Raw genomic sequence first — 24858 nt, forward strand, 5'->3', positions numbered from 1 at the left:
GCGCGACCGTCTATCCTAAAAGTGCATGCCACTATTCTGGAGCGACACCATGGGTTCCACGTTCAACGGTTTGATCGGCCTGATCATCCTCGCCCTCGACATCTGGGCCATCATCAATGTGCTGAAAAGCGGCGCGACCACCGGGATGAAAATCGTCTGGGTGCTGCTGATCATCCTCCTGCCAGTGCTGGGTCTGATCATCTGGGCGATTGCCGGACCGCGGGGCAACGTCCGAATCTGATCGCGATTTCGAGACTGACCACAAAACCTTTGGGAGCTGGCTTGCCAGCGATAGCATCACCGCGGTGTCACTGAGAGACCGGGGCGACTGCATCGCTGGCAAGCCAGTTCGCACAAGGTTATGTGGTATGCCGATGAAGTGAGGTTCGACCTGTCATCTTCGGCAACGTAGAATGCGCGCCTTTCCCGGGCAATCGTCGTCACGATCGACGCCCGCGCATTCATCGGAGCACTTGACCATGACCGTCACCAAGACCAGCGAGTACCTGGAAACCCTCTACGAAGGCTACGGCCAGCGTTTTCGCATGGAAAAACTGCTGCACGAAGTGCGCACCGAACACCAGCACCTGGTGATTTTCCAGAACCCGCGCATGGGCCGTGTGATGGCGCTGGACGGCGTGATCCAGACCACTGAAGCCGACGAATTCATCTACCACGAAATGCTCACCCACGTACCGATCCTCGCTCACGGCACCGCCAAGCGCGTGCTGATCATCGGTGGCGGCGACGGCGGCATGTTGCGCGAAGTGACCAAGCACGCGGGCGTCGAACACATCACCATGGTCGAGATTGACGGCACTGTGGTCGACATGTGCAAGGAATTCCTGCCGAACCACTCCAAGGGCGCCTACGACGACCCGCGTCTGAACCTGGTAATCGACGACGGCATGCGTTTCGTCGCCACCACCACGGAAAAATTCGACGTGATCATCTCCGACTCCACCGACCCGATCGGCCCGGGTGAGGTGCTGTTCTCGGAAAACTTCTACCAGGCCTGCCACCGTTGCCTGAACGAAGGCGGCATCCTCGTGACGCAGAACGGCACGCCGTTCATGCAGATCGACGAAGTCAAAACCACGGCCGGTCGTCTGCGCAGCCTGTTCCCGGACTGGCACTTCTACCAGGCCGCCGTACCGACCTACATTGGTGGTTCGATGACGTTTGCCTGGGGTTCGACCAATCCGGCCTACCGCAAACTGAGCCGTGAAGTCCTGCAACAGCGCTTCATTGGCAGCGGCATCGTCACTCGCTACTACAACCCGGAAATCCATATCGGTGCGTTCGCGTTGCCGCAGTACGTGCTGCAAGCGATCAACAAACCAAGCAACGACTGATCACCCATTTTTCATTTGTGTATGGATCCCCTGTGGTGAGGGGATTTATCCCCGACCGGCTGCGCAGCAGTCGTAAATCCAGCAAGCGCGGTCTGCCTGATCACCGCGTTGGCTGGTTTTGGGGGACGCTTCGCATCCCATCGGGGATAAATCCCCTCGCCACAATGGTTGTGTGCAAAATTCGCGGCGCATCTCCAGGATGAGGTTTTTTTCATCTTTGCCCGCTGTAATCCTTTTGAACCAACTTTCGGCGTACCAGTCGATTTAGGTGTAAGCCCATTTGCGGGTTTGATCGAGGAGGCACCGATGCAAAAGTGGAAAGTCACTTTCGTGGATGATCACGGTGAAATTGTCGATGAGGTCTTCGAGCGAGCCGAGTGCCCGAGCGACGATGAGGCCGCGCGACTGATCAAGGAGCGGCTCCTGCCTGTGGCCGCCGAACTGGATCTGAACGATCTGGAAGGGCGCACCGCCGATGCCGGCGTGAAAAACCTGAAAACCCAGAACAGCATCGAAATCCGCAGCATCACTCCAATCTGAAATTCTTCCTGTCACTTGAAGCACCAGGCCTTGGCAGCGGCTCTATCTTGGGGCTACTCTGCAAGCGAGATCAGCGAACGGATCGCTAAGGTCTGGTCTTGTCAGCTACATGCTTGTTTCCCGCGCGCAACCACGTTGCCGTAGTACTTTGGCCAAAGGCCCGGGGCGGGAATACGGAAAGTCTATCCATCTATCCGAGGGGGACGATTCATGAGCACAGCCTATCAAGAAGACATCAGCAGCAATGTTCTGCGCCGCATGAAAGAAGGCGGTTTCGATTTTTCCCGATTCCATCCCATCGAGTTCTACGCCATTTTCCCGGACGAGGAGCGGGCGCGCAGGGCGGCAGGCAAGTTTCGCGGTGAATCCATCAATGCCCAGGTCAGCGTGCGCGACGACGGCGCGTGGTCTCTGGAGTTGAGCAAAGTGATGTACGCGACATATGACGATATCGGCGATTTCGAGCAGGGGTTTTCTGCCGTGGTCGAACCGCTGGGTGGCATTATCGAGGGCTGGGGCGTCAAGCAGGAGGTGCGCAATCGCTACCGTCTGAACTGATCTCTTGCAGTAACTATTAAGCAACGGCTGACCTTTGGGTTGGCCGTTGTCGTTTCCGGCGTTCGAAAACCGCTGCGGCAAAACCCTGAAACAAGAATCCGAGGCCAAAAAAAAGCCACCGGAGAGGGTGGCTAAAAGGGAAGACCGATAAGGAGAGGAAACCGGTCAGGGTTACAGCGGGGCGGGCTGCGACGGCAGTCCAGAGCAGTTGAGCCGGGCACTTCCCGGCGCGGTGGCCGATGAAGTTTTGCGGCGAATGCGCGGATTATCCGCAGCCGTCGCCGAGCAGTGAAATCAACTCTGACTATGCTGGTGATAGGCGATGCAGTGCGTCGCAATGAAGCGGGGGCAATCAGGTTGGGGCATTTGCCGCACAGGAATGGTGCGGCGCCTGCGGCGTGAATATCCAACCGATTGAAATCAAAGCGTTTATGCCGATGGCACGGGCCTTGCGAAGGCCTGTAGGTCCGGGTGACAAGGAGTACGGCATGATCCGCACCTATTTTGATGAGATGTACGATGCCGGCGGCCAGGTTCGCCCGCATTACCGGGAGTTCGCCCGATGGCTGGCCGACACGCCTGACGAGCTGCTGGCTCAACGGCGGCGCGAGGCCGATTTGCTGTTCCATCGCGCCGGCATCACGTTCACGCTCTACGGCGATGAGCAGGGCACAGAGCGCCTGATTCCTTTCGACACCATTCCGCGGAGCATTCCCGCCAGCGAGTGGCGGATCGTCGAACGCGGCTGCATCCAGCGGGTCAAGGCGCTGAACATGTTTCTCGCCGACCTTTATCACGAGCAACGCATCATCAAGGCCGGGATCATTCCCGCCGAACAGGTCCTGGCCAACGAGCAATACCAGTTGGCGATGCAAGGCCTGGATCTGCACCGCGATATCTACTCGCATATTTCCGGCGTTGATCTGGTGCGCGACGGCGACGGCACCTACTACGTGCTCGAAGACAATCTGCGCACGCCTAGCGGCGTCAGCTACATGCTCGAAGACCGCAAGATGATGATGCGCCTGTTCCCTGAGCTGTTTGCCGCCCAGCGCATCGCGCCCATCGACCATTACCCGAACCTGTTGCTCGACACACTGAAAAGCTCCAGCCCTATCGACGATCCGAGCGTGGTGGTACTGACGCCGGGACGTTTCAACAGCGCGTTCTTCGAACACGCGTTTCTGGCGCGGGAAATGGGTGTGGAACTGGTGGAGGGCGCCGATCTGTTCGTGCGTGACGACAAAGTGTTCATGCGCACCACTGACGGCCCGAAAGCGGTGGACGTCATCTATCGCCGTCTCGACGATGCGTTTCTCGATCCGCTGGCCTTCAACCCCGACTCGATGCTCGGCGTACCGGGGCTGCTATCGTCCTACCGCTCCGGCAATGTGGTGTTGGCTAACGCTATCGGTACCGGCGTGGCGGACGATAAGTCGGTGTATCCGTTTGTCACCGACATGATTCGCTTCTACCTCGACGAAGAGCCGATCCTGAAGAACGTGCCGACCTGGCAATGCCGCAACCCGTCTGAACTTTCCCATGTGCTGGCCAATCTTCCAGATCTGGTGGTCAAGGAAACCCAGGGCTCCGGCGGTTACGGGATGCTTGTCGGGCCGGCGGCAACGACGGCGGAAATCGATGCGTTCCGCGAGCGGATCAAAGCCAAGCCGCACGCTTACATCGCGCAACCGACGTTGTCGCTGTCGACCTGTCCGACCTTTGTCGAAAACGGCATTGCGCCGCGCCACATCGACTTGCGCCCGTTCGTATTGTCCGGTCGCGAAACCCGGGTGGTGCCCGGCGGTTTGACCCGTGTCGCCCTGCGCGAAGGCTCCCTGGTGGTGAATTCCTCTCAGGGCGGCGGAACCAAGGACACCTGGGTGGTCGAGGATTGAAGGAAGCTTGCCATGTTAAGTAGAACTGCCTCGGATCTGTATTGGATGTCGCGTTACCTGGAGCGGGCGGAAAACCTCGCACGGATGCTCGACGTCAGTTATTCGCTGTCGCTGATGCCGCAGGACGGTCGCGGCGATGGTCTGCACGAATTGGCCATGCCGTTGTTGATCACCGGCACCCTCGACGATTACCTGGAGCGCCACGGCGATTTGCACGCCGAACGTCTGCTGCATTTCTTCGCTCTGGATGCGGCCAATCCGGCGAGCATCTACAGTTGCCTCGGCGCGGCGCGGGCCAGTGCTCACGCGGTGCGTGGCCGGATCACCGCAGATATGTGGGAAAACATCAACGCCACGTGGCTGGAGATTCGCGGCATCGCCGAACAGGGGCTGAGCCGCTATGGCATGAGTCGTTTCTGTGAATGGATCAAGGAACGCTCACACCTGTTCCGGGGTGCCTCTTACGGCACGATCATGCGCAACGATGCGTTTCGCTTCATTCGCCTCGGCACCTTTATCGAACGTGCGGACAACACGCTGCGGTTGCTCGATGCCCGTTACGAGATGGCGGGCGATCAGGCCGAAGCGGTCAGCGACGGCACCGCTCATGCTTATTACCAGTGGAGTGCCTTGCTGCGGGCCTTGTCGTCATTCGAGGCCTACACCGAGATTTATCGCGATGCGCCCGGCGCCCGACATGTGGCGGAGCTGCTGCTGTTGCGCGCCGATGTGCCGCGCTCCTTGCGCGCCTGCACCGAGGAGATCGACCAGATCCTCGCACAGTTGCCGGGGGCCAACGGTCGGCCGGCACAGCGACTGGCGGCAGAAATGGACGCACGCCTGCGCTACACCGGCATTCACGAAATTCTCGAAGAAGGCCTGCACGCCTGGCTCACCGAATTCATCCCGCTGGTGCGCCAGTTGGGCAACGCCATTCACAGTTCATACCTGGAGGCTGCATGAGACTTTCCATAAGCCACGAGACCACCTATCACTATGAAGATCAGGTGCGGGCGAGCATCCAGTATCTGCGACTGACACCTCACGACAGCGAGCGTCAGCACGTGCTGAGCTGGCAGCTCGACCTGCCACGCCCGGTGCGCGCGCAGCTCGATCCGTTCGGCAACATCCTGCATGTGCTGACCATGGATGAACCGCATGAAGAGATCATCATTGGCGCCCGGGGGCAGGTCGATATCGACGAGTTGCGCGAGGCCGAGCATGAGAGTCAGTCGGCGCTGCCGTTCCTGCGTTTCACCCGGCTGACCGAAGCAGACGAAGCTCTGCGCGCGTTTGCGGCGAAATCCTGCAAGCAACGGCGTGACCGCACGGCGCTGATCGATTTGATGCACGGCTTGAATCAACACATGACCTACACGCCGGGCTCGACCGAAGTCGACACCAGCGCGGCTGAGGCTTTTGCCGGACGCTCGGGTGTTTGCCAGGACCACGCCCACGCGTTTCTGGCCTGCGCGCGTAGTCTGGGGATTCCATCGCGTTATGTGTCGGGGTATCTGTACAGCGAAGATTGCGAACATCTGGCCAGCCATGCCTGGGCAGAAGCGTGGCTGGATGATGCCTGGTACAGCTTCGACGTGACCAATGAACTGGCGCGGCCGGAACGGCATTTGAAACTGGCGGTGGGTCTGGATTATCTCGACGCCTGCCCGGTACGCGGCATGCGCCGGGGCGGCGGGTGTGAGCAGATGCATGCAAAGGTGTTCGTTTCGCCGACACCTGCGCCGGTCATCTCCGTGCAGCAGCAATAAGATTCGGGACGCCGCAATCGCTGGCAAGCCAGCTCCCACAGATCACCGCTGATTCAAAGTCGGCGCTTACCCTGTGGGAGCTGGCTTGCCAGCGATGAGGCCAGTGATAACGATCAGGGCTTAACCTTGCGCCCGGCCATGTGTTTCAAATAACCCACTAACATCTGCAGATCCCGATCCGGCAACACCTGCGCCGAAAAGCCCGGCATTTTCGCCTGCGGCCACTGCCGCAAACTCTGCGGGTCACGAATGTAACGCTTGAGGAAATCCGCGCCGAAATACTCGGTCGGGTTATACGGAATATTCAGATCCGGCCCGAATTGCGCATCTCCCGCGCCATTCAATCGATGACACGCCAGGCAGTTTTTCTGAAACAACGCGAATCCCAGATTCACCGGGTCATCAGCCTTTAACGCCGGATCGGGCAGCAGAGCAGGGAAGCGCTCGGCCACTGGTGCCATGCGCTTGATGCTGGCGACTTCGAACGGCCACTGCTCCGGGCTGATCTTGCCGATCTGTGGATCGGTCCACACCAGATAAAACGGCCCGGCGCTGTGTTTGCCTTCCGACAGCGGCGGCCATGGCCTGGCCGGATCTTCAATCGCCAGCCACGCACGCGAGCCTTGGGTGTTGAGCAGCGGCGCAGCACTCAATTCGGCGGCGAAACCATCCAGCGCCACGGCCTGCAGATGATCTTCGGGATTGACTCCATCCAGTAACGCCGCCAGCGGCACGGCGCGATAAGTCATGTCCTTCTTGTAGGACACGTCGTTCTTGATCGTGAGGGTTTGCACCTGAGGATGCTTGAGCAGCTCCTCGGTCTGCCAGGTGCGACTCTTTGCGCCCAACTGCAAATCCAGCTGCGCGGCAGACAGGGGCATGCTCAGCAGCAAGGCCCCGAATACAATAAGCGCTTTCAAATGATCGCCGTCCATGTCGTGGAAGTGCGCAAAGATTGGCACAGCCATGCTGGCCCGGGTAGCGGGCCAGTTACATTTTCAATGGCGATAAACAGCACCTGCCGCTTGTACTCAGCCGATGACCTTGGTCAGGTTCGGCAAAATCAACAACAGCGTCGTGGCGAAAAGAATGAGTCCTGCTTGACGAACTTTCGGTTGTTTGAACATGGCTTGACCGCCTTTATTGTTATTTCCTGATGCTTGCCTGCATATCCATGACGGCAAGCGCTGCACTTCCTGTTAAAGAACGCCTGCCTCGGCAAAACCCGACGACCATGACGTACATGTTCTACCTTAGGGCCCGCGTCACGCTTGGCTTAGATCCATTTCATATGGAGTCGTTGTCAATCGCGATAAAAAAGGCATGAGGCGTATTGCCAGCTTCTTTGCCGCCCGCTTGCTAGACAACTCGCCGACCTGAACCGGTTCACCCAGCCGCGGATGACCGTCCGTCTGAGCGTGTGCGTCAACAGCATTGAGCACTGTGGTCATTGAATCCATGGCCGCTCAGGCGAAGAGTGGAGTCACAAGAAATCACTCACCGCACAGGTTAGAGGACGTCATGACCCAAGCTTTGATTTTCGATGCATTGCGCACGCCCCGTGGCAAAGGCAAGGCCGATGGTGCATTGCACAGCGTCAAACCGGTGAATCTGGTTGCCGGCCTGTTGACCGCGCTGCAGCAGCGCACCTCGCTGGACACCAGTCAGGTCGATGACGTGGTGCTCGGTTGTGTTACGCCGATTGGCGATCAAGGCTCGGACATTGCCAAGACCGCCGTACAAGTCGCCGATTGGGACGTCAGCGTCGCGGGTGTGCAAATCAATCGGTTCTGCGCCTCGGGTCTGGAAGCGGTGAACCTCGGCGCGATGAAAGTGCGCTCAGGCTTCGAAGATCTCATAGTGGTCGGCGGTGTCGAGTCGATGTCGCGGGTGCCGATGGGCAGCGACGGCGGCGCCTGGGCACTGGATCCGCAGACCAACCTGCACAGCCACTTCACCCCGCAGGGCGTCGGTGCGGACCTGATCGCCACAATCGAAGGTTTCAGCCGTCAAGATGTCGATGCCTACGCGCTGCACTCGCAGCAGAAAGCGGCGCGGGCGCGGGCCGATGGCTCGTTCAACAGGTCGCTGGTGCCGGTACGGGATCAGAACGGCATCATCCTGCTCGATCACGATGAGTTCATTCGTGCCGAGTCGACGCTGGAAGGTCTGGGCAAGCTCAAACCGAGCTTCGAAATGATCGGCCAGATGGGCTTCGATGCGACGGCGTTGCGGGTTTACAGCCATGTCGAGCGCATCAACCATGTGCACACACCGGGCAACAGTTCCGGCATCGTCGACGGTGCGGCGCTGATGTTGATCGGCTCCGAGACCAAGGGGCGAGCATTGGGCCTGCAACCGCGGGCGCGCATTGTTGCCACGGCAGTCACCAGTACCGATCCGACGATCATGCTCACCGGTCCGGCGCCGGCTACCCGCAAAGCGCTGGCGAAGGCCGGTCTGCGGGTGGAAGACATCGACCTGTTCGAGGTCAACGAGGCGTTTGCTTCAGTGGTGCTGAAATTCATCAAAGACATGGTGGTCGACCCGGACAAGGTCAACGTCAACGGCGGTTCGATCGCCATGGGTCACCCGCTGGGCGCTACCGGTTGCGCGATCCTCGGCACCTTGCTCGATGAACTGGAAACCCGGCGCCTGCGTTATGGCCTGGCGACGCTGTGCGTCGGCGGCGGCATGGGCATTGCCACCATCATCGAACGTCTCTGAGCCCCGAATTCAAGGAACCTTGTTATGAGCGAAGCCATTCGTTACGAAAAAGGCCAGGACGCCATCGTCGTCCTGACCATCGACATGCCGGGCCAGAGCGCCAATACCATGAACGCCGTGTACCGCGAGGCGATGGCGGCCTGTGTTGCCCGGCTTGTCAGTGAAAAAGACAGCATCGCCGGGGTCATCATTACCTCAGCGAAGAAAACCTTCTTTGCCGGCGGCGACCTGAATGAATTGATCAAGGTCGGCAAGCCCGAGGCCAAGGCCTTCTATGACATGGTGCTGACCCTCAAGGGGCAATTGCGCACTCTGGAAACCCTCGGCAAACCGGTGGTCGCGGCCATTAACGGCGCGGCGTTGGGCGGGGGCTGGGAAATCTGTCTCGCGTGTCATCACCGCGTAGCGCTGGACGATTCGTCAGTGCAACTGGGTCTGCCGGAAGTCACTCTGGGCCTGCTGCCGGGCGGCGGCGGGGTAGTGCGTATGGTGCGCATGCTCGGTATCGAAAAGGCGCTGCCGTATCTGCTCGAAGGCAAAAAGGTCCGTCCGCAACAGGCGTTGCAGGCCGGTTTGATCGACGAGCTGGCGACGGATCGCGATGAGTTACTGGCCAAGGCGCGCGCGTGGATCATTGCCAATCCGACGGCGGTGCAGCGTTGGGACGTGAAAGGCTATCAGATTCCCGGCGGCACACCGTCGAATCCGAAAGTCGCGCAAATGCTCGCGATTGCACCGTCGATCCTGCGCACGAAAACCCAAGGCACGTTGCCTGCGCCAGAGAAAATTCTCTGCGCGGCCGTCGAAGGCGCGCAGGTGGGTTTCGACACTGCGCACCTGATCGAAACTCGCTACTTTACCGAGTTGGCCACCGGGCAGATCTCGAAAAACCTGATTGGTACCTTCTGGTTTCAACTCAACGAGATCAATGCCGGTGGTTCGCGTCCGCAAGGTTTTACGCCGTTCGTCACGCGCAAGGTCGGTGTGCTCGGCGCCGGGATGATGGGCGCCGGAATCGCTTTTGTCAGCGCCTCGGCCGGTATCGAGGTGGTGCTCAAGGACGTCAATCTTGCCGCAGCAGAGAAGGGCAAAGCCCATTCGGCAGCGCTGCTGGACAAGAAAGTGGCGCGCGGTCAGATGGATGCTGCGCAGCGGGAAGCGGTGCTGGCGCGGATCCAGACCAGCGAAAACGATGGCGATCTGGCCGGGTGTGATCTGATCATTGAGGCAGTGTTTGAAGATCGCGAACTGAAAGGCAAAGTCTCGGCAGCCGCGCAGAAAGTCGTCGGCGCTGAGGCTGTCATTGCCTCTAACACTTCGACCTTGCCGATCACCGGTCTGGCGACCGCCGTGCCCGATCAAAGCAAATTCATCGGCCTGCATTTCTTCAGCCCGGTGGAGAAAATGCCGCTGGTGGAGATCATCAAAGGCGCGCAGACCAGCGACGAAACCCTGGCGCGCGGGTTCGATTTCGTCCTGCAAATCAAGAAAACCCCGATCGTGGTCAACGACAGTCGCGGTTTCTTCACCTCACGGGTGTTCGGCACCTTCACCAATGAAGGCATCGCCATGCTCGGCGAAGGCGTGAGCGCGCCGATGATCGAGACCGAAGCGCGCAAGGCCGGGATGCCGGTCGGGCCTCTGGCGATCTCCGACGAAGTTTCCCTCAGCCTGATGAGCCATATCCGCAAGCAAACAGCCAAGGACCTACAGGCAGAAGGGAAACCGCTGATTGAGCACCCGGCGTTCGCCGTGATTGACTTGCTGCTCAACGAATACAAGCGTCCAGGCAAGGCCGCAGGTGGCGGTTTCTACGAATACCCGGTCGGTGGCCAGAAACATTTGTGGCCAGAACTGAAGACCCGTTTTGAGAAGGCCGACGGGCAAATCTCGCCGAAGGACGTGCGCGACCGGTTGCTGTTCGTGCAAGCCATCGAGACCGTGCGTTGCGTGGAGGAGGGCGTACTCACCTCGACGGCGGACGCCAACGTCGGTTCGATCTTCGGCATCGGTTTTGCGGCATGGACCGGTGGGGCATTGCAGTTCATCAACCAGTACGGCGTTAAGGATTTCGTTGCGCGCGCGCAGTATCTGGCCGAGCAATATGGTGAGCGTTTTGCGCCACCGGCGCTGTTGCTGGAAAAAGCGGCGAAAGGAGAGCTGTTCTAGGCGATAGGGAATACATTCCGGGGCTTGCCTTGCCAGGGTGTTTCAAGGCAGGCTCTGGGGTGTTCATTATTCCCATCACGTGTCAGGTATTTTTTATGTCGCTACGCATCTGCATTCTGGAAACCGACATCCTGCGTCCGGAACTGGTCGATCAATATCAGGGTTATGGGCAGATGTTTCAGCGCCTGTTCTCGCAGCAACCGATTGCCGCCGAGTTCACGGTCTACAACGTGATGCAGGGCGAATACCCGAGCGACGAACAGACTTTCGATGCGTACCTGGTCACCGGCAGCAAGGCCGATTCGTTTGGCACTGATCCGTGGATTCAGACCCTCAAGGAATACCTGCTGAACCGTTACGAGCGTGGCGACAAACTGCTTGGCGTATGTTTCGGCCATCAACTGCTGGCGCTATTGCTCGGTGGCAAGAGCGAACGCGCAACCCAGGGTTGGGGCGTCGGTACCCACAACTACAAACTCGCGGCCAAAGCGCCGTGGATGAACCCTGTGCGTGAAGAGCTGACGTTGCTGATCAGCCACCAGGATCAGGTCACTGCGCTACCGGAAAACGCTACGGTCATTGCTTCCAGTGATTTCTGCCCGTTTGCGGCGTATCACATCAACGATCAGGTGCTGTGTTTCCAGGGGCATCCGGAATTCATTCACGATTATTCGCGTGCGCTACTGGACCTGCGTCAGGAAGCACTGGGTTCGCAGATTTACAGCAAAGGCGTGGCCAGCCTGGAGCAGGAGCACCATGGCACCACGGTGGCCGAGTGGATGATGCGTTTTGTGGCGCACAAGCCTGAGGCTAAAGCCGTTTAAAGCCGGATACGGACCCTGTGGCGAGGGAGCTTGCTCCCTCGCCACAGATCTACAACCACCCCGAGCGCTTGAAACTCGCCCACAAACTCACACACCCCACTGTAATAAAGCCCAACACGGCGAAGTATCCGTAATGCCAGCTCAACTCCGGCATGTTCTGGAAGTTCATCCCGTAAATCCCCGCCACCGCCGTCGGAAACGCCAGAATCGCCGCCCACGCGGCAAACTTGCGCTGCACCACGCTCTGCCGTGACGCTTCCAGCAACACACCAATTTCGATGGTCTGGCTGGCAATGTCGGCCAGCGTTGTCAGGTCTTCCATCTGCCGCGTCACATGGATCTGCACATCGCGAAAGTAGGGGCGCATGTTCTTGTCGATGAAGGGGAAGCTGAGCTTCTGTAGCTCTTCGCTGATTTCCACCATCGGCGCTGCGTATCGGCGCAAGCGAACAACATCACGGCGCAAGCCGTGCAGCTTCTGGATGTCGTGTTCGTTCAATGCACTGCACAACACGTTACGTTCAAGCTCATCAATCTCGGCATGAATCGCTTCGCCCACAGGCTGATAGTTCTCGATGACGAAATCGAGCAGCGCATAAAGTACGAAATCTTCCCCATGCTCCAGCAACAGCGGACGCGCCTCACAACGTTGACGGACATGGGCGTAGGACGCCGAGTGGCCGTTGCGCGCGGTAATGATGTAGCCCTTGCCCGCGAAAATGTGGGTTTCGATGAACTGCAGGATCCCGTGTTCGCGGATGGGCGAGTAGGTGACGATAAACAAAGCGTCGCCAAAGGTTTCCAGCTTCGGCCGACTGTGTTTCTCCAAGGCATCTTCGATGGCCAGTTCGTGCAGGTTGAACTGTCGCTGCAGGTTGGCCAGCTCTTGCGCGTCCGGCTCTTCAAGACCGATCCACACAAAGTGACCGGTTTTTGCGGCCCAGGCGGCGCCTTCATCAAGGGAAATATTGGTGACTTTCTTACCCGCGCTGTACACCGCAGCGGCAACAACTCGACCCATGGTGGTGGTTCACTTCTTCTTGGCAGTGGCAGGGAATACAAGGCTTTAGCTTAGCCGTGTCGCTGCTTGAGAGTCAGTGAAATCTGCACAGTTCAGCGGGCAAAGAAAAACCCGCACAGGGCGGGTTTGTTTTTCACGCGGCTTGCAGTTGTCGATCCATCGATGCGATGCACTCGCGCATCTGTTCGCGGCACTGCTGGATGAGCATGGGCATGTCGTCCATGGTCATTCCGGCGGTAGGAATGGCCGGCAGCGAGCGTATGAGAATTTTCCCGCTGCGCCAGCGATTCAGGCGCATGTGCTTGATATAACTGCTGACACACACCGGAACGATCGGCACCCCGGCGGCAATCGCCATCTGGAACGCGCCTTTCTTGAACGGCAGCAGCTCTTCGCCGAGGTTGCGTGTGCCTTCCGGAAATACCCAGATCGACGTGTCTTCGTTCTGCAAGGTATTCGTCGTGGTGAGCATCGATTGGCGCGCTTTGTGCGCATTCCCACGGTCGATCAACACGTTTCCGGCCAGCCAGAACAGTTGCCCGAACAGCGGCACCCATTTCAGGCTCTTCTTGCCAATGCAGACAGTCCGGCGCGGAACGACGTTACCGAACACGAACAGATCATAGTTGGATTGATGGTTGGCGATGATTACGCAACTGTCGGGCTTGTTCATCAAGCCGCTGACATCGGTCTTCACTCGCAGACGCAGAATGCACATGGCCGGCAATGCGTAGAGGCGCGCGCACAGACGGCTGTTGTCCGGGTTGAATGGGCGGCACACCCCGAGAATCACTCCAAGGACACCGGCCACCATAAAGTGCAGGCCCATCAATAACATACGAAACACGAACAGCATTTTCAGGCCCCACCGGGACAAAAGGTGGCGCAGTGTACGGATGTGCACTGTTTTCGGCAATTGCCGCTATAGAGTCCGGAGATAGGCGATGTTTAAGCGCATGTTTCCGGCTGGGTTGTCAGACGCGTCCTAGAGCTATTGAGGTTTTGTAAACCGTGCATGCAAGAAAAAGCCCGACACGACGGTCGGGCTGTTCTTTATGGCGGTAACCGGGTGATTAACCCAAATGTTCCTGATCCTGGATGATCGCGTTGTCCAGGGTTTCCAGCAGGGCTTTGCGCACTTTCAGCTTGGTGTTTTTGTGCGCAGTCATGTTGATCTTTTTCAACTGACGCGCAGCAGCGAGGGCGGCGCCTTGCAGTTCCTCGGCGGCAACTACTTTGTCGAGGAAGCCAGCATCCACAGCACTTTGCGGATCGAACATCTCGCCATTGATCACCGAGCGGTGAAACGCCGAGCGACGCAGGCGATCACGGGCCAGCTCGATACCGGCATGGTGCATGGTCATACCGATCTGCACTTCGTTCAGACCAATGCTGAACGGGCCATCGACACCGATGCGGTAATCGGCGGACAACAGAATAAAGGCACCTTTGGCCACGGCGTGCCCCGGGCACGCAACAATCACCGGGAAGGGGTGAGAGAGTAAGCGACGAGCCAGCGTCGAACCGGCGGTCACCAGCGACACCGCTTCTTTAGGCCCGGCAGTCATGACTTTCAGGTCGTACCCGCCAGACAGAATCCCAGGCTGGCCGGTAATGATCACGATGGCACGATCAGCAACCGCCTGATCCAGCGCCGCGTTGAACGCCGCAATCACGTCCGGGGAAATGGCATTGACCTTGCCGTTACTCAGGGTCAGGGTCGCGATACCGTCTTCGAGGTGGTAGGCAATCAACTCACTCATGACGCTATTCCTTGTAAGAAAGATGGGCAGACGTTACCCACCACCGCAGGCCAGGTAAAGCGCCGTGACTGACCCGCCGGTCACCGATTACCGGCTCAACCGGCGTACCGCGCCGTTCTGCTTCTATATAGAAGGGCCATGCCCACCGAAGATTGGCCGGTTTGCCATGACTCATCGGCGGGGCAAAACGACTTTTTCTCTTAACCGCATGAAAATTCTGAAAAAAAGTTTGCCATCGGAAAAGCTTTCGACTACATTAGCGCGCCTCGACAGACAGAACATGTTTGAAGAGATACGGTGAAGTGTCCGAGTGGCTTAAGGAGCACGCCTGGAAAGTGTGTATACAGGAAACTGTATCGAGAGTTCGAATCTCTCCTTCACCGCCATATTCAGTACACAAAACCCCTGATTTCGAAAGAAGTCAGGGGTTTTGTGGTTTCTGGCGTCTGGATTTTATCGGACGCGCCGCCGAAGTCCGCCTCACCTTTGGCAGGGATTACAATTGCGCATTTATTTACCAGTAAAAGGACGATTTCATGATCATTTCCACCACTCACGCCATTGAAGGCCGTCAGATCACTGCATATCTGGACATTGTCAGCGCCGAGTCGGTGCAGGGCGTCAATGTGATCCGTGACATGTTCGCTGGCATGCGCGATTTTTTTGGTGGTCGTTCGCAGACGCTGGAAAGGGCTTTGAAGGAGGCGCGGATTCAGGCGACTGAAGAAATCAAGGAGCGGGCGCGTGCTCTGCAAGCCGATGCGGTGGTCGGGGTGGACTTTGAGATCAGCATGCCTGGCGGTAAGGGTGGGATGGTTGTGGTGTTCGCAACCGGTACCGCAGTGAAGTTGCGCTGAATTTTGATCCCAGGCCATGTGAGCCCATCCAGGTCGATGGCGACAAGGTGGGGCGTATCGGAGGGGTGATTCGGTGTAGGCCATTCGTCGGGCATCAGTTCATCTGAATAACAAGTCCAGGAATGACCGGCTAGTCTCAAAAGTCTGGGAGGTCGATATTTTTTCAGGCAAAAGCGCTTTGCCGGTGTCGACCCGATTTGAAGGGGCGAAGGTATGACTGATCCATATATCGAAGATGATGGCGCTGAATTTTCCTTCAACAACTGCGTACGGTGCGGCCAGACCGAGTATCAGTCTGGTTTTGGCGAGGACCCGGTGCAGACCGGCAAGATCAAGTCCATGGCACCGAAAGGGCCGAAGGCGAAATTTCTACCCAAGGTCGCGACCCGCGCCCGCAAATAATCCGGCTGCTAACAACCCCGTCACCGAACGGGGTTTTTTACGTGTGGCAAACGATCTAGGAAATGTCCTACGTGGCTTTTTAGGTTTTCACAAACTTTTCACGTTCGTCAAAGTAGGGTGAAGCCATCCGTTAGAAAGCAAGTCTCCAGCCCGTCTCCCCAGCGGGCTTTTTTTTGCCTGTCATAAAACCTTTTCCAGAATCGCTGTCCAATCGGCGCCGAGTGCGCGCAGCGCTCCGATTTCGTCTGGACTTTTGCGCTCCGAAGACATTAAATCCCGGCCCTTTTTGTCATCCCAATTTTTGAGGTTTCCGTCATGCGTTTAACACTGCCTGCTTTGGTTCTGGGGCTTTTCGTTGCTCAAGGTGCGATGGCTGCTGGTGACGGCACCGCGGCGCTGGGCGGTGGTCTGGGTGGCGCGCTGGGTAACGTTGTCGGCCAGAAAATGGGCGGCAGCACCGGTGCCGCGATTGGCGCTGGCGTTGCGGGCGCAGCGGGTAGTGCGATGGCGGCGCGTAAAGGCAGTCGCACCAAAGCAGCCATCGGCGGCGGTGTCGGTGCAGCTGGCGGTTCGGTAATCGGCAACAGCCTCGGCGGCAGGACCGGCGCGACCATTGGTGCCGGCCTGGGCGGCGCGGCGGGCGGTGCGGTAGGCAGCAACCTGTCGAAAGGTCACAAGCGTCACTGATCCAAAACGCTTGTCAGAAAAAGCCCGGCTCAATGCCGGGCTTTTTCATGGCTGAACGTTTTTCCCGCCGAAGTCTCCAATCTCACATAGGCCCTTGTGTGGGCGAACTGTCCCGATTCGGGAACTGTGAGGTTCATATGCGTTTGTCATTATCTGCACTGTTTTTCGGATTGCTGGTGGCTCAGGGCGCGATGGCCGCCGGTGATGGTTCGGCAGCCGTTGGTGGAGGGCTGGGTGGCGTGCTGGGCAATGTCGTCGGCGGACAACTCGGTGGTAGCACCGGTGCGGCGGTCGGCGCCGGTGTAGGTGGCGCGGCTGGCGGTGCCGTCGGGGCGAATAAACGCAATCGCACCGAGGCCGCCATTGGTGGCGGCCTCGGTGCGGCGGGCGGTTCAGTGATCGGCAACAGTCTTGGCGGCTCAACCGGATCGGCTGTCGGTGCAGGATTGGGAGGCGCGGCGGGTGGTGCGGTCGGCAACAACCTGGGCGACGATGGCGGGAAGTCTCATTCCGGTGGTGGTCACAAGCATAAGAACAAACATAAGAACCGCCATCGTTGATGGATGGTTAAACAAAAACCCGGTCGTGAGCCGGGTTTTTCGTTTCTGCAGTAGGGGGGAACGATTGGCTGTTGGGCTTTTCGAAAGTGATACACACCCCGAATTATGAGGTTTGCCATGACTCCCGAAACCGAAGGCAAGGAAGAAAAAGGCCCGAGTGGGCTGCCGTTTATCAATGATCCGGGGAATGAGGATCCGGGGTCGCTGATGGATGACGCGACGGTGCCGTTGAACGATGCTGATGAGGCGGATATGGAAGACGAAGATGATGAAGATGAGCAGTGACCGAATTCCCGATGGCTTCTAAATGCCGATGGCGTAAAGTTTGAATCTTCAGGGCCTGTGGTTGTGCAGGCCCTCATCGCCGCAGAGAACATTGCCCGTTGCTCAATGTCCATTGCGCTCGTTATGCTGCTGAACCCTTTAATCAGATCCGCGCAGCGGCGCCAGTCGTCGCCCGGGATGTCTTTGAAAACGGATCCGATGATGAATGCACCGCTGAAGGCGTTCGGCCCGATCAAGGCCGTGATTTTCGATATGGACGGGTTGCTGCTGGACACCGAGGGCATTTACACCGAGGTTACCTCGCTGATTGCCGGGCGCTACGGGCGTACCTTCGACTGGAGCATCAAGCAGAACATCATTGGCCGTGGGGCCAACGATCTGGCGAATTATGTTGTGCAGGCGCTGGATTTGCCGATCACTGCCGAAGAGTTTCTGGTGATTCGCGAGCCGCTGATGCGCGAGCGTTTCCCCACTGCACAAGCGATGCCCGGGGCGGAAGAGCTGATTCGCCACCTCAAGGCGCACAACATTCCGATCGCAGTGGGCACCAGTTCGTCGCGGCAGTCGTTCGGCCAGAAAACCACGTTGCACCGTGACTGGTTTTCGCTGTTCGATTTCATCGTTACGGCAGACGATCCGGAAGTCGGCGCAGCCAAGCCGGCGCCGGATATTTTCCTGACCGCCGCCCGCCGTCTGGGTGTCGCGCCCGAGGATTGTCTGGTGTTCGAGGATTCGCCGTTTGGCGTCACTGCAGCGAAAGCGGCAGGCATGACCGCCATCGCCATTCCCGACGCCGCCATGGCCGATGAAAAATACGCACACGCCGACGGGATTCTTCGGTCGTTGAAAGGGTTTGTCCCGAGCGCCTGTGGCTTGCCAGCGCTGGAATGGGCCTGAACGCAGCATGAAAAAACGCCGCCCCTCTGTTGAAAGAGGGGCGGCGTTTTTCTTAAAGACGAATCAGAGGATCAGGCGCCGAAACCACCGTCAATGGTCAGGCTTGCACCGGTGATGTAACCCGCTTCCGGCCCCACCAGATAAGCGACGAAACCGGCGATTTCATCGGCTGTACCGTAGCGACCCACCGCCATCAGCGGAATAAGGCTTTCGGCGAAGTCACCGTGCGCCGGGTTCATGTCGGTGTCGACCGGGCCGGGTTGCACGTTGTTGATGGTGATGCCACGTGGGCCGAGATCCCGCGCCAGACCTTTGGTCAAACCCACCAGAGCCGATTTGCTCATTGCATAGACACCGCCGCCGCCGAAGGGCATGCGGTCAGCATTGGTGCTGCCAATGTTGACGATGCGCGAGCCTTCGCCCATGTGTTTGGCGGCTTCCTGCGAAGCGATGAACACGCTGCGTACGTTGATCGCCAAGGTCTGATCAAAATCTTCCAGCTTGAAATCTTCCAGCGGAGCGATAGCCAGCACCCCGGCGTTGTTGACCAGAATGTCGAGGCGGTCAAAGGCTTCGACGGTGGCGCTGACCGCATGGCGAATGGCTGCGGCGTCAGCACTGTCAGCCTTGATCGCCAGGGCCTTGCCGCCGTTGGCAGTGATGCTGTTTTGCAACTCTTCAGCCTTGGCGGTTGAGCTGACGTAGGTGAAGGCAACAGCAGCGCCTTCAGCGGCCAGACGTTTGACGATGGCAGCGCCGATGCCGCGGGAACCGCCTTGAATCAGAGCGACTTTGCCGCTGAGGTGTTGAGTGGTCATGTTCGATCTCCAGATGTTTCAAGGCGGGGTGCCTTGTTGTTGGAGCCGAGTATCGGCCGCGCATCGACAACCGTGTAGACCCTGATTGCTATAGTCTGTGTAAACCAGAAGTTTATAGTGGCGATCATGGAAACCTTCAGCAGTATCGAATGCTTCGTGCGTAGCGCCGAAGTCGGCAGCTTTGCCGAGGCCGCTCGACGCTTGAGTCTGACGCCGGCAGCCGTCGGTAAAAGCGTGGCGAAACTGGAAGCGCGCCTCGGCGTGAGGCTGTTCCAGCGTAGCACTCGTCGACTGACCCTGACGGAAGCGGGGCAGTTGTTCTTGGGTGAAGTCAGCGCCAGCCTCACCACGATCCAGAACGCCGTGGCCAATCTGGCCAGCGCCGAGGGGCAGCCGACAGGCACCTTGAAAGTCAGCATGGGCACGGTGTTCGGCCGTCTCTATATCGTGCCGCTGCTCGGCGAGTTCCTGCGACGCTTCCCAGCGATCAACCCGGACTGGAACTTCGATAACCGCCAGGTTGATCTGATCGGCCAGGGCTTCGATGCCGCCATCGGTGGTGGCTTCGAATTGCCCCAAGGCGTGGTTGCGCGGCGATTGACGCCTGCGCATCGGGTCTTGGCCGCGTCGAAGGATTACTTGAAGGCCAACACACCCATCACAGAGCCGGACGATCTCAAGCAGCACGACGGGATTCTGATCCGCTCACCGCAAACCGGTCGTGTACGTTCATGGCAGCTGACGCATCGCAGCCAACAGCACAGCCCGCTGACCCTGCGGGCGCGAATGACCATGAGCGATTCCGAGGCGGCGTGTGCAACGGCGGCACAAGGGTTGGGCATTGCGCTGGTGAGCATGCCGTTCGCGGTGGGGTATCTGGAGGCGGGAACATTGCAGCGGGTGTTGCCGGACTGGTTTGTCGATGACGGCAACATTTCGATCTACTACGCCGAGCACAAATTGTTGCCGGGCAAGACTCGGGCTTTTGTGGATTTTGTGATTGAACAGTTTGCGCAGCAGGGGTTGGCTCAGCGGTTCAGTGCTATCTGATTTTTGGCTTGGGACTGAGGCTCGGCCATCGCGGGCAAGCCACGCTCCCACAGGTCTCGCGTCGCATACAAAATATGTGGGCAACTCATAACCTGTGCGAGCGTGGCTTGCCCGCGATGAACGATCACGCGGTCTAACGGGCAAACCGACCCGGCCAGCCAATGATGTTCTTCGGCCGCGGCGTCGCATAAGTCCGCACCTTGGACGTCGACAACCCCAGGCGCACCAGCGATTCCGCAATGGTCACCGCGGCCGTCACCCCGTCCACTACCGGTACCCCGGTGCGCCGGCGAATCTGCTCATCCAGCCCGGCCATTCCGCCGCAACCCAGGCATATCACTTCGGCCTTGTCCTGCGTCACCGCCAACTCCGCCTGATGCACGATGGCTTCCAGTGCGCGGTGCGGTTCATGTTCCAGTTCAAGAACCGCAAGGCCACTGGCCCGCACCGAAGCGCAACGATCCCACAGACCGGACAACTTCAGACGATCCTCGATCAGCGGCACCGTGCGATCCAGCGTGGTGACCACCGAGTATGCGTGGCCAAGAAACATCGCCGTACTCGCCGCCGCATCGGTAATGTCCACCACCGGTACGTTGAGCAGTTCCTGCAAACCTTCGCGACCATGTTCGCCATAACCGGCCTGGATCACCGCATCGAACGGCTGATCGTAAGACATCACCCGATCCATCACCGCGATGGCGGCCAGATAGCTTTCGAAATTGCCTTCAATCGAATCAGCCCCGAAGTGCGGCGTCAGACCGACGATTTCCGTACCGGGTGAGGCGACGGCCTGCGCCGAGCGAGCGATGGCCTGAGTGATGGATTCGGTGGTGTTGACGTTGACCACGAGAATTCGCATGGGAAGTCCTTATAGCGGGCAGTTCTGCGGCCCGAAGTCCGGGCCGCGAAGAAGTTAGTGGCAGACGTTGTCGACAGCGATGGACTCGCCATTGACGTCGGCGTAGTGCGGCTGACGTTTGGCGATGATCAGGTAGAGCATTCCGGCGATTCCCGCACCGATCAGCCAGGAAAACGGCGAAACACTGTGGAAGCCGGGAACCAGCGCCAGGACGATGGCGATCAATGCCGCAGGAATAAACGCCGCCACCGCACGGAAATTGACCCCGTGGCTGTAGTAATAGGCGCCGTCGGGATCTTCGCTGTAGAGCTGCGGAACGTTGATCCGACCTTTGCGGATCAGCCAGTAGTCGACCATGATCACGCCGTACAACGGGCCTAGCAGGGCGCCGAGACCGGACAGGAAGTACACGATCACCAGCGGGCTGTTGTAGAGGTTCCACGGCAGGATCAGCACGGCGATGGTCGCGCTGATCAGCCCGGCACGGCGGAAGGTCAGGTATTTCGGCGCCAGATTGCTGAGGACAAACGCCGGGGCGACGAAGTTGGCCATGATGTTCACCGCCACGGTGACAATCAGGAACGCCAGGCAACCGAGGACCAGGAAGAACGTATTGGGAATCGAGGCGATGATTTCTGTAGGACTTTCGATGATCCGGCCGTTGATCTGGAATTGCGCGCCACACAGCAGAACAGTAATCGCGGCGAACACCAGAATGTTCACCGGCAAACCCCAGAAATTTCCGACCTTGATGGTTTTGCGGCACGGCGAGGAGCGGGCGAAGTCGCAGAAGTTGAGGATCAACGTGCCGTAAATCGCCAGCCACAATGCGCCGCCGGCAAAAATATTGCGCCACATCTCACCGCCGGTCAGTGGTTCGCGGATCGACCAGGCGATGGTTGCGTTGGCCTGGAAGTACATCCATGCGGCGAGAGCGGCGACGGTGAGCAAAATCACCGGGCCGGCGAACGCCTCGTAACGGCGGACCATTTCCATGCCGTAGGCGAGGATTGCCAGTTGCACGAACCAGATCGCCACGAAACACACCCAGCCCAATGTCGATAACCCGAGGATCGAGTTGTGGTCGTATTCGGCGAATCCCGGATGGACCGCCGTCAGCAAAACGCGAAATACCACCGACGCCAGATACGTCTGAATCCCGAACCACGCGATGGCGATAACCGCCCGAATCAGCGCAGGAATTTGCGCGCCGTGAATACCGAAACTGATCCGGCTGATCACCGGAAACGGCACCCCGGTTTTCTGCCCCATGTAACCGGACAGGTTCATGAAAAAGTAGACCAGTGCCGCGCCTATCCCCAGCGACAGCAGAATCTGCCAACCGCCCAGCCCCAAGGCATACAAGCCGATAGCAAACGAGTAGTTGGCGATGTTATGCACGTCATTGGTCCACAGGGCGAAAATGCTGTACTTGCCCCAGCGCCGACCTTCGGCTTTGGTCGGCGCCAGATCACTGTTGTGCAGACGGGGGCTCAGTTGCAACGGCTCGCCCAGACCGTCGTACGGCAAGGGCTGATCGAGTGCGGAGGAGGGCAGATTCAGCGCGATGTTGTTGGAGAGACTTGTACGCATTCCGGCAGGCTCCTGATGGGCGGGCCGCGATGACTGTGCATGAGCCCGGGGCTCGACAAATCTTCGTCGCGGCCAGCAAACATCACTGGTTACGGGGCATCTGCAGCCTGTACGGGATAGGGCGCTTCAGGCTTGCGGATCGAAAGTGTTTAGTCATGTTTTGCAGTTTTGTATACAAAACATGTATGCACCGAAGCCAGATCTGTGCCAATTATCGATCTATGCGCAGCCATCCTCATTTCGAAAAGTTATCTAGCAACGCTAAGTGATTGAAAATAGTTGGTTATAAATTGACCGATTGAACAGGTATTTATTTTTTGCGGGGGATTTTGCGGAGGTGGCAAAGCGGAGAGGCGTTCAGAAGTGATGTAACTTTTCAGGGCGTTAAAAAAAAAGTGCACACATAAATGGCACCGATGGTGACATTCCTGTGTACACATTTTTTTGAGTCGCTAGAGGCCGTGTAGGAGTGAGCCTGCTCGCGATAGCGGCGTATCAGTCGATGAATTTTTTGCCTGATACACCGCTATCGCGAGCAGGCTCACTCCTACAAGGGGAAATCATCGTGGCAGGGGTTTACGCCTTGCTGATGATATTTCCCGCATGCAGCCCGCATTCTTTCTGCGTCGCTTCTTCCCACCACCAACGGCCTTCGCGCTCGTGCTGATTGGGCAGGACCGGGCGGGTGCACGGTTCGCAGCCAATGCTGATAAAGCCGCGTTCATGCAGGCTGTTGTACGGCAGCTCCAGCATGCGGATGTAACCCCAGATCTCTTCGCTGGTCATCTGCGCCAGCGGGTTGAATTTGTAGAGGGTGCGTTCAGGCGTAGAGAACGCGGTGTCGATTTCCAGCACTGCCACGGCGCTGCGCGTGCCCGGGCTCTGGTCGCGGCGCTGGCCGGTGGCCCAGGCTTTGACGCTGGACAACTTGCGTCGCAGCGGCTCGATCTTGCGGATCCCGCAGCATTCACCGTGGCCGTCCTTGTAGAAACTGAACAGGCCTTTTTCCTTCACGAACGGTTCCAGTTTCGTGTAGTCCGGCGACACCAGTTCGATGTCGATCTTGTAGTGCTCGCGCACCTGATCGATGAATCGGTAGGTTTCCGGGTGCAGGCGACCGGTGTCGAGACTGAACACCTTGACGTTCTTGTTGAGCTTCCAGGCCATGTCCACCAGCACCACATCCTCGGCGCCGCTGAAAGATATCCACAGCTCATCACCGAACTCGGCAAAGGCGAGTTTGAGGATGTCTTGCGCAGATTTGTTGGCATAGGTCGTGGCGAGTTCCACGACATCGAACGTTGCACTCATCAGGGCGGCTTCCTACAGGTCGGTGGCGCTGGGCGCTCTATATGGCGGCGATGGTAACAAAAAGCTGCGTCTGGCGGGGCGTGCTGTGCGTTGCGCGGGCGTGGGGGAGTCGCTAGAGTTCGGGCTCGCTCGACTCAATAATCAATACAAACGGGAGTGTCTTGTGGAAATTGCTTGCCTGGATCTTGAAGGGGTACTGGTACCGGAAATCTGGATCGCCTTCGCCGAAAAAACCGGAATCGAATCCCTCAAAGCCACCACCCGGGACATTCCCGATTACGACGTGCTGATGAAACAGCGTCTGCGCATCCTCGATGAACATGGCTTGAAGCTGTCGGATATTCAAGAAGTGATCGCCAGCCTGAAACCGCTGGACGGCGCGGTGGAGTTCGTCAACTGGCTGCGCGAGCGCTTTCAGGTGGTGATTCTGTCGGACACCTTCTATGAGTTTTCCCAGCCGTTGATGCGTCAACTGGGCTTCCCGACACTGCTTTGCCATCGCCTGATTACCGATGAAAGCGGGCGGGTGACCAGCTATCAGTTGCGTCAGAAAGATCCGAAACGGCAGTCGGTGCTGGCCTTCAAGAGCCTGTACTACCGGGTGATTGCGGCGGGTGATTCGTACAACGACACCACGATGCTCGGTGAGGCGGACGCGGGGATTCTGTTCCATGCGCCGGAGAATGTGATTCGCGAGTTCCCGCAGTTTCCGGCGGTGCACACGTTTGCCGAGCTGAAGCAGGAATTCCTCAAAGCCTCAAACCGCGACCTCAGCCTGTAAGCATGGCTCCCTGATGATCGTTCCCACGCTCCGCGTGGGAATGCTTCAACGGACGCTCCGCGTTCGGCTTTGGATGGGACGCAGAGCGCCCCGGGCTGCATTCCCACGCAGAGCGTGGGAACGATCTTTAC

27 protein-coding genes and 1 tRNA gene are annotated in these 24858 nt (G+C 58.5%); 20 read left to right on the top strand and 8 right to left on the bottom strand.

The genetic code is table 11. The features are described from left to right. The first annotated feature begins 49 nt into the window (after window positions 1-49). The 7 genes from KI231_RS09215 (at window position 50) to KI231_RS09245 (ending at window position 6120) form a co-directional block, all read left to right on the top strand. Window positions 50-241 (top strand): PLDc N-terminal domain-containing protein, encoded by a 192-nt coding sequence (locus KI231_RS09215; protein WP_007914053.1) that lies wholly within the window; start codon window positions 50-52, stop codon window positions 239-241. Between the two features lie 238 nt (window positions 242-479). Next, entirely contained in the window at window positions 480-1355 is an 876-nt protein-coding gene (gene speE, locus KI231_RS09220) for a polyamine aminopropyltransferase (RefSeq protein WP_103303808.1), read from the top strand. Between the two features lie 306 nt (window positions 1356-1661). Further along, complete coding sequence (locus tag KI231_RS09225) at window positions 1662-1895, top strand: hypothetical protein (RefSeq protein WP_103303809.1); 234 nt, start codon at window positions 1662-1664, stop codon at window positions 1893-1895. Window positions 1896-2105: 210 nt separating this feature from the next. Then, the gene (locus KI231_RS09230; protein ID WP_213028044.1) at window positions 2106-2453 is read left to right on the top strand and encodes a ribonuclease E inhibitor RraB; all 348 of its coding nucleotides are present in this window, start codon (window positions 2106-2108) and stop codon (window positions 2451-2453) included. Window positions 2454-2941: 488 nt separating this feature from the next. Then, the gene (locus tag KI231_RS09235; protein WP_103303811.1) at window positions 2942-4351 is read left to right on the top strand and encodes a circularly permuted type 2 ATP-grasp protein; all 1410 of its coding nucleotides are present in this window, start codon (window positions 2942-2944) and stop codon (window positions 4349-4351) included. Between the two features lie 12 nt (window positions 4352-4363). Then, entirely contained in the window at window positions 4364-5314 is a 951-nt protein-coding gene (locus tag KI231_RS09240; RefSeq protein ID WP_103303812.1) for an alpha-E domain-containing protein, read from the top strand. After that, on the top strand, window positions 5311-6120 hold the full coding sequence (locus KI231_RS09245; RefSeq protein ID WP_103303813.1) for a transglutaminase family protein: 810 nt from the start codon (window positions 5311-5313) through the stop codon (window positions 6118-6120). Before KI231_RS09240 ends, KI231_RS09245 begins: the two co-directional genes overlap by 4 nt. A 113-nt stretch (window positions 6121-6233) precedes the next feature. On the opposite strand, the gene KI231_RS09250 is transcribed toward KI231_RS09245, so the two are convergent. Then, on the bottom strand, window positions 6234-7055 hold the full coding sequence (locus tag KI231_RS09250) for a c-type cytochrome (RefSeq protein WP_103303930.1): 822 nt from the start codon (window positions 7053-7055) through the stop codon (window positions 6234-6236). Window positions 7056-7641: 586 nt separating this feature from the next. On the opposite strand from KI231_RS09250, the gene KI231_RS09255 reads away from it, so the two are divergent. The 3 genes from KI231_RS09255 (at window position 7642) to KI231_RS09265 (ending at window position 11840) form a co-directional block, all read left to right on the top strand. Next, window positions 7642-8847: an acetyl-CoA C-acetyltransferase gene (locus KI231_RS09255; RefSeq protein ID WP_213028045.1), complete on the top strand. Its 1206-nt coding sequence runs from the start codon at window positions 7642-7644 to the stop codon at window positions 8845-8847. Between the two features lie 24 nt (window positions 8848-8871). Continuing rightward, on the top strand, window positions 8872-11016 hold the full coding sequence (locus tag KI231_RS09260) for a 3-hydroxyacyl-CoA dehydrogenase NAD-binding domain-containing protein (protein WP_213028046.1): 2145 nt from the start codon (window positions 8872-8874) through the stop codon (window positions 11014-11016). Between the two features lie 95 nt (window positions 11017-11111). After that, entirely contained in the window at window positions 11112-11840 is a 729-nt protein-coding gene (locus KI231_RS09265; RefSeq protein WP_103303816.1) for an amidotransferase, read from the top strand. A 49-nt stretch (window positions 11841-11889) separates the two neighbouring features. Here KI231_RS09265 and KI231_RS09270 read toward each other — a convergent pair whose 3' ends face one another. The 3 genes from KI231_RS09270 to KI231_RS09280 all read right to left on the bottom strand — a co-directional run bounded on the left by KI231_RS09270 (window position 11890) and on the right by KI231_RS09280 (window position 14624). Further along, a complete protein-coding gene (locus tag KI231_RS09270; protein ID WP_100848073.1) occupies window positions 11890-12861 on the bottom strand; it encodes a magnesium and cobalt transport protein CorA in 972 nt (323 codons plus the stop codon). A 133-nt stretch (window positions 12862-12994) separates the two neighbouring features. Continuing rightward, complete coding sequence (locus KI231_RS09275; RefSeq protein ID WP_213028047.1) at window positions 12995-13717, bottom strand: lysophospholipid acyltransferase family protein; 723 nt, start codon at window positions 13715-13717, stop codon at window positions 12995-12997. Between the two features lie 217 nt (window positions 13718-13934). Then, on the bottom strand, window positions 13935-14624 hold the full coding sequence (locus KI231_RS09280; RefSeq protein WP_103303818.1) for a crotonase/enoyl-CoA hydratase family protein: 690 nt from the start codon (window positions 14622-14624) through the stop codon (window positions 13935-13937). Window positions 14625-14688: 64 nt separating this feature from the next. Between KI231_RS09280 and KI231_RS09285 the strand changes: the two genes are divergently transcribed. From KI231_RS09285 to KI231_RS09320, 8 genes are all read left to right on the top strand, one after another. Beyond that, window positions 14689-14925: a hypothetical protein gene (locus KI231_RS09285; RefSeq protein ID WP_213028048.1), complete on the top strand. Its 237-nt coding sequence runs from the start codon at window positions 14689-14691 to the stop codon at window positions 14923-14925. After that, window positions 14921-15010: transfer RNA gene (locus KI231_RS09290), tRNA-Ser, on the top strand. The genes KI231_RS09285 and KI231_RS09290 overlap by 5 nt, the downstream gene beginning before the upstream one ends. Before the next feature lie 150 nt (window positions 15011-15160). Then, window positions 15161-15481: a YbjQ family protein gene (locus KI231_RS09295; RefSeq protein ID WP_038366885.1), complete on the top strand. Its 321-nt coding sequence runs from the start codon at window positions 15161-15163 to the stop codon at window positions 15479-15481. A 213-nt stretch (window positions 15482-15694) separates the two neighbouring features. Beyond that, entirely contained in the window at window positions 15695-15883 is a 189-nt protein-coding gene (locus KI231_RS09300) for a hypothetical protein (RefSeq protein ID WP_213028049.1), read from the top strand. Window positions 15884-16198: 315 nt separating this feature from the next. Further along, on the top strand, window positions 16199-16570 hold the full coding sequence (locus KI231_RS09305) for a glycine zipper domain-containing protein (protein WP_103303857.1): 372 nt from the start codon (window positions 16199-16201) through the stop codon (window positions 16568-16570). A 137-nt stretch (window positions 16571-16707) separates the two neighbouring features. Further along, window positions 16708-17130, top strand: a complete 423-nt coding sequence (locus KI231_RS09310; RefSeq protein WP_103303858.1) for a glycine zipper domain-containing protein — start codon at window positions 16708-16710, stop codon at window positions 17128-17130. A gap of 117 nt (window positions 17131-17247) precedes the next feature. Then, on the top strand, window positions 17248-17415 hold the full coding sequence (locus tag KI231_RS09315) for a hypothetical protein (protein WP_213028050.1): 168 nt from the start codon (window positions 17248-17250) through the stop codon (window positions 17413-17415). A gap of 201 nt (window positions 17416-17616) precedes the next feature. Next, a complete protein-coding gene (locus KI231_RS09320) occupies window positions 17617-18312 on the top strand; it encodes an HAD-IA family hydrolase (RefSeq protein WP_213028051.1) in 696 nt (231 codons plus the stop codon). A 71-nt stretch (window positions 18313-18383) separates the two neighbouring features. On the opposite strand, the gene KI231_RS09325 is transcribed toward KI231_RS09320, so the two are convergent. Continuing rightward, complete coding sequence (locus KI231_RS09325) at window positions 18384-19130, bottom strand: 3-oxoacyl-ACP reductase family protein (RefSeq protein ID WP_213028052.1); 747 nt, start codon at window positions 19128-19130, stop codon at window positions 18384-18386. Between the two features lie 126 nt (window positions 19131-19256). On the opposite strand from KI231_RS09325, the gene KI231_RS09330 reads away from it, so the two are divergent. Next, on the top strand, window positions 19257-20180 hold the full coding sequence (locus KI231_RS09330; RefSeq protein WP_213028053.1) for a LysR family transcriptional regulator: 924 nt from the start codon (window positions 19257-19259) through the stop codon (window positions 20178-20180). A gap of 133 nt (window positions 20181-20313) precedes the next feature. Here the strand turns inward: KI231_RS09330 and KI231_RS09335 are convergent, their stop codons facing one another. The 3 genes from KI231_RS09335 to KI231_RS09345 form a co-directional block, all read right to left on the bottom strand. Further along, window positions 20314-21042 carry an aspartate/glutamate racemase family protein gene (locus KI231_RS09335; protein ID WP_213028054.1) on the bottom strand — a complete coding sequence of 243 codons (729 nt, stop codon included), beginning with the start codon at window positions 21040-21042 and terminating at the stop codon, window positions 20314-20316. Between the two features lie 54 nt (window positions 21043-21096). Continuing rightward, window positions 21097-22635, bottom strand: a complete 1539-nt coding sequence (locus KI231_RS09340; RefSeq protein ID WP_213028055.1) for an NCS1 family nucleobase:cation symporter-1 — start codon at window positions 22633-22635, stop codon at window positions 21097-21099. A gap of 576 nt (window positions 22636-23211) precedes the next feature. Beyond that, the gene (locus KI231_RS09345; RefSeq protein WP_103303863.1) at window positions 23212-23946 is read right to left on the bottom strand and encodes a phosphoadenylyl-sulfate reductase; all 735 of its coding nucleotides are present in this window, start codon (window positions 23944-23946) and stop codon (window positions 23212-23214) included. A 163-nt stretch (window positions 23947-24109) separates the two neighbouring features. Here KI231_RS09345 and thrH point away from each other — a divergent pair, with 163 nt between their 5' ends. Continuing rightward, entirely contained in the window at window positions 24110-24727 is a 618-nt protein-coding gene (gene thrH / locus KI231_RS09350) for a bifunctional phosphoserine phosphatase/homoserine phosphotransferase ThrH (protein WP_213028056.1), read from the top strand. Window positions 24728-24858: the final 131 nt, after the last annotated feature.

The sequence above is a fragment of the Pseudomonas sp. Seg1 genome (assembly GCF_018326005.1).
In the GTDB taxonomy this organism is placed as follows: domain Bacteria; phylum Pseudomonadota; class Gammaproteobacteria; order Pseudomonadales; family Pseudomonadaceae; genus Aquipseudomonas.

Bases quoted from the DNA above. Each gene is read 5' to 3' on its own strand.
- KI231_RS09230 (WP_213028044.1), top strand. From the start codon at position 2,106: ATGAGCACAGCCTATCAAGAAGACATCAGCAGCAATGTTCTGCGCCGC.
- KI231_RS09295 (WP_038366885.1), top strand. From the start codon at position 15,161: ATGATCATTTCCACCACTCACGCCATTGAAGGCCGTCAGATCACTGCA.
- KI231_RS09260 (WP_213028046.1), top strand. From the start codon at position 8,872: ATGAGCGAAGCCATTCGTTACGAAAAAGGCCAGGACGCCATCGTCGTC.
- KI231_RS09240 (WP_103303812.1), top strand. From the start codon at position 4,364: ATGTTAAGTAGAACTGCCTCGGATCTGTATTGGATGTCGCGTTACCTG.
- KI231_RS09250 (WP_103303930.1), bottom strand. From the start codon at position 7,055: ATGGACGGCGATCATTTGAAAGCGCTTATTGTATTCGGGGCCTTGCTG.
- KI231_RS09335 (WP_213028054.1), bottom strand. From the start codon at position 21,042: ATGCGAATTCTCGTGGTCAACGTCAACACCACCGAATCCATCACTCAG.
- KI231_RS09300 (WP_213028049.1), top strand. From the start codon at position 15,695: ATGACTGATCCATATATCGAAGATGATGGCGCTGAATTTTCCTTCAAC.
- KI231_RS09270 (WP_100848073.1), bottom strand. From the start codon at position 12,861: ATGGGTCGAGTTGTTGCCGCTGCGGTGTACAGCGCGGGTAAGAAAGTC.
- speE (WP_103303808.1), top strand. From the start codon at position 480: ATGACCGTCACCAAGACCAGCGAGTACCTGGAAACCCTCTACGAAGGC.
- KI231_RS09280 (WP_103303818.1), bottom strand. From the start codon at position 14,624: ATGAGTGAGTTGATTGCCTACCACCTCGAAGACGGTATCGCGACCCTG.
- KI231_RS09310 (WP_103303858.1), top strand. From the start codon at position 16,708: ATGCGTTTGTCATTATCTGCACTGTTTTTCGGATTGCTGGTGGCTCAG.
- KI231_RS09320 (WP_213028051.1), top strand. From the start codon at position 17,617: ATGAATGCACCGCTGAAGGCGTTCGGCCCGATCAAGGCCGTGATTTTC.
- KI231_RS09345 (WP_103303863.1), bottom strand. From the start codon at position 23,946: ATGAGTGCAACGTTCGATGTCGTGGAACTCGCCACGACCTATGCCAAC.
- KI231_RS09255 (WP_213028045.1), top strand. From the start codon at position 7,642: ATGACCCAAGCTTTGATTTTCGATGCATTGCGCACGCCCCGTGGCAAA.
- KI231_RS09265 (WP_103303816.1), top strand. From the start codon at position 11,112: ATGTCGCTACGCATCTGCATTCTGGAAACCGACATCCTGCGTCCGGAA.
- KI231_RS09245 (WP_103303813.1), top strand. From the start codon at position 5,311: ATGAGACTTTCCATAAGCCACGAGACCACCTATCACTATGAAGATCAG.
- KI231_RS09305 (WP_103303857.1), top strand. From the start codon at position 16,199: ATGCGTTTAACACTGCCTGCTTTGGTTCTGGGGCTTTTCGTTGCTCAA.
- KI231_RS09315 (WP_213028050.1), top strand. From the start codon at position 17,248: ATGACTCCCGAAACCGAAGGCAAGGAAGAAAAAGGCCCGAGTGGGCTG.
- KI231_RS09225 (WP_103303809.1), top strand. From the start codon at position 1,662: ATGCAAAAGTGGAAAGTCACTTTCGTGGATGATCACGGTGAAATTGTC.
- KI231_RS09235 (WP_103303811.1), top strand. From the start codon at position 2,942: ATGATCCGCACCTATTTTGATGAGATGTACGATGCCGGCGGCCAGGTT.
- KI231_RS09325 (WP_213028052.1), bottom strand. From the start codon at position 19,130: ATGACCACTCAACACCTCAGCGGCAAAGTCGCTCTGATTCAAGGCGGT.
- KI231_RS09275 (WP_213028047.1), bottom strand. From the start codon at position 13,717: ATGCTGTTCGTGTTTCGTATGTTATTGATGGGCCTGCACTTTATGGTG.
- KI231_RS09330 (WP_213028053.1), top strand. From the start codon at position 19,257: ATGGAAACCTTCAGCAGTATCGAATGCTTCGTGCGTAGCGCCGAAGTC.
- KI231_RS09340 (WP_213028055.1), bottom strand. From the start codon at position 22,635: ATGCGTACAAGTCTCTCCAACAACATCGCGCTGAATCTGCCCTCCTCC.
- KI231_RS09215 (WP_007914053.1), top strand. From the start codon at position 50: ATGGGTTCCACGTTCAACGGTTTGATCGGCCTGATCATCCTCGCCCTC.